We start from the raw sequence: 2,402 nt of genomic DNA on the forward strand, positions 1-2,402 counted from the left end.
TAACTTAGACGCCCACCTGTACAGACGGACATCTAAGTATGGAATCCCAATCCTGGCGAAAAGAACCCCGTAAGAATTATTCGAATGATTTTAAGCTCCGTATGGTTGAACTGGCTTCCCGTCCCGGAGCCTGCGTTGCTCAGATTGCCCGTGAAAACGGCGTCAATGATAACGTCATCTTCAAATGGCTGCGGCTCTGGCAGAATGAAGGCCGCATATCGCGCCGCCTTCCGGCTACCGTCGTGACTTCATCACTACCCACGATATTGCCTGTTGAGGTGGTACCTGATCCGACTCCATCTTGCGGGGTAAACACAGAGCCGGCTCAGTTCTCAGCGCTGAACGCCTCCTCCTGCTGCGTCGAGTTCCGCTACGGAAAAATGAAGCTGGAGAACCCGTCACCAGAGTTGCTGGCTGTACTGCTTCGCGAGCTGACCGGGAGAAGTCAATGATATCCCTACCGTCAGGCACCCGTATCTGGCTGGTTGCCGGGGTCACCGATATGCGTAAGTCTTTCAATGGTCTGGGCGAGCTGGTACAGCACGCCCTCGATGAGGATCCTTTCTCCGGCCATCTGTTCATCTTCCGTGGCCGCAAGGGAGATACCGTAAAAATCCTCTGGGCCGATGCTGATGGACTGTGCCTGTTTACCAAACGACTGGAAGAAGGCCAGTTCATCTGGCCTTCTGTACGCGACGGCAAAATCGCCATTACCCGCTCACAGCTCGCCATGCTCCTCGATAAGCTGGACTGGCGTCAGCCAAAAACAGCTCGCCTTAACTCTCTGACAATGTTGTAAAAAGCACATGACCGCATTATAAATGGGGTCATGAGTCAGGACTATCTCACCCGTATCGCCGCGCTGGAAGACGCGCTCCGCCAGAAAGACAATCAACTCAGCCTCGTAGCAGAGACTGAGTCGTTCCTGCGTTCGGCGCTGGCCCGCGCTGAAGAGAAAATAGAGAACGAAGAGCGTGAAATAGAGCATCTGCGGGCACAGATAGAAAAACTGCGGCGAATGCTGTTCGGTACCCGCTCAGAAAAACTTCGCCAACAGGTTGAAGAAGCCGAAGCCCTGCTGAAACAGCAGGAGCAGCAAAGCGATCGCTACAACGGACGGGAAGACGATCCACTGGTACCTCGCCAGTTGCGCCAGTCCCGTCATCGTCGCCCGTTACCGGAACACCTTCCCCGTGAAATACACCGGCTGGAGCCAGCGGAAACCTGCTGCCCGGAATGCGGCAACGGTATGGAGTACCTCAGCGAAGTCAGCGCGGAGCAACTGGAGCTGGTCTCCAGCGCCCTGAAAGTGATCCGCACGGTCAGAGTGAAAAAAGCCTGCGTCAGATGCGACTGTATCGTTGAAGCCCCTGCGCCATCACGTCCTATCGACCGGGGTATCGCCGGACCGGGTCTGCTGGCCCGCGTGTTAACGAGCAAGTACTGTGAACATACGCCACTGTATCGCCAGACTGAAATCTTTGCCCGTCAGGGTGTGGATCTGAGCCGGGCGCTGCTCTCCAACTGGGTGGATGCGTGCTGCCGGTTAATGGCTCCGCTGGATGAAGCTCTTTACCACTACGTGATGGACTGCCGCAAACTGCATACGGACGATACCCCGGTGCCGGTGCTGGCACCGGGCAGAACGAAGACGAAAACCGGGCGTATCTGGACGTATGTTCGCGATGACCGGAGCGCTGGAGCGTCAGATCCGCCAGCGGCGTGGTTCGCCTTCTCGCCGGACAGGCAGGGGAAGCATCCTCAGCAGCATCTTCGTCACTATCATGGTGTGCTGCAGGCGGATGCCTTCGCAGGTTATGATCGGTTGTTCAGTCCGGAACGTGAAGGAGGGCCGCTGACAGAAGCTGCATGCTGGGCCCATGCGCGCAGAAAAATCCATGACGTCTATGTAAGCACTCAAACAGCGACGGCAGAAGAGGCCCTGAAACGGATCGGTGAGTTGTACGCGATAGAAAAGGAAATACGCGGCCTCACGACAGCAGAGCGTCTGGCAGCCAGGCAATCCCGTAGCAAACCGCTACTGGCTTCTCTGCATGCGTGGTTGGTGGAAAAAAGCACGACACTGTCAAAAAAATCCCGGCTGGGCGAAGCGTTCGCTTATGCCCTGAACCAGTGGGATGCCCTGTGTTACTACTGTGATGACGGTCTGGCAGAGCCGGATAATAACGCTGCTGAGCGTGCGCTACGAGCGGTCTGTCTGGGCAAGAAAAACTACATCTTCTTCGGCAGCGATCATGGTGGCGAGCGTGGAGCCCTGCTGTATGGTCTGATCGGAACGTGCAGACTGAATGGAATCGATCCGGAGGCTTACCTTCGCCATATCCTGAGCGTACTGCCGGAGTGGCCCAGCAACAAAGTGGCCGAACTGCTGCCATGGAACG

General features: G+C 56.5%; 3 protein-coding genes. All 3 read left to right on the forward strand.

Annotated elements, in window-relative coordinates; genetic code table 11:
• Positions 1-38: 38 nt before the first annotated feature.
• On the forward strand, positions 39-452 hold the full coding sequence (gene tnpA, locus ACSZPU_RS25060) for an IS66-like element accessory protein TnpA (protein WP_499004302.1): 414 nt from the start codon (positions 39-41) through the stop codon (positions 450-452).
• A complete protein-coding gene (gene tnpB, locus ACSZPU_RS25065; RefSeq protein ID WP_499004303.1) occupies positions 449-799 on the forward strand; it encodes an IS66 family insertion sequence element accessory protein TnpB in 351 nt (116 codons plus the stop codon). The genes tnpA and tnpB overlap by 4 nt, the downstream gene beginning before the upstream one ends.
• 30 nt (positions 800-829) lie before the next feature.
• A partial coding sequence (gene tnpC, locus ACSZPU_RS25070) for an IS66 family transposase (RefSeq protein WP_499004304.1) occupies positions 830-2,402 on the forward strand: 1,573 nt, incomplete at its 3' end.

This window comes from Phytobacter sp. V69, assembly GCF_965644215.1.
In the GTDB taxonomy this organism is placed as follows: Bacteria; Pseudomonadota; Gammaproteobacteria; order Enterobacterales; family Enterobacteriaceae; genus Phytobacter.